This window comes from Mesorhizobium sp. M4B.F.Ca.ET.017.02.2.1 (assembly GCF_003998955.1).
GTDB classification, from domain to species: domain Bacteria; phylum Pseudomonadota; class Alphaproteobacteria; order Rhizobiales; family Rhizobiaceae; genus Mesorhizobium; species Mesorhizobium abyssinicae.
Genome location: NZ_RZOF01000706.1, coordinates 1 through 472 on the forward strand (window position 1 = coordinate 1; position 472 = coordinate 472).

The window sequence follows — 472 nt, forward strand, 5'->3', positions numbered from 1 at the left end:
CTAACGCCCCGCTCTTTACTGCGGCAAGGTGGGCAAACCGCGGCCGGCGTTCGTCAGTCCCACACGAGCAGCAGCTTGCGCCAGAAGGCATTGGACGGCATCGACTTGGAGCCGCGCGGCAGGCGGATGGCCAGATAGATCGTCAGCCATTTGCGATCTATCTCGCGGATCGAGACTTTCAAGTCTTGCAGCTCGAAAGGTCTCGAAACCCGTGTCCATCCGGAGAAGGCGAGGGCGCCGGTCGGGGCATCGCCTTTCCAGGAGAGCTTTTCCTCCGGCTTGCCCAGCGCCATGGCGAACTCGAAAGGAGACGCCTCCTCATGAGCGATCTCTACCGTTGCCACGACGCTTCTGGCAAAGGCCGGGAAGGCTGAATTGAGCGCGGCGACGACCGGGCCATGCGTGTTCGGCCGCAGGAATATGCCGCCACTGTCGCCGGCGACGAGCAGCGTCGGCAGGTCGGAGGGATGGT

At 63.6% G+C, this 472-nt stretch carries 1 protein-coding gene; it reads right to left on the reverse strand.

Annotation, left to right across the window (positions count from 1 at the left end; all coding sequences use genetic code 11):
* Window positions 1-53: 53 nt before the first annotated feature.
* On the reverse strand, window positions 54-472 hold a 419-nt coding region (locus EN738_RS35835), incomplete at its 5' end, for a DUF6212 domain-containing protein (RefSeq protein WP_281034346.1).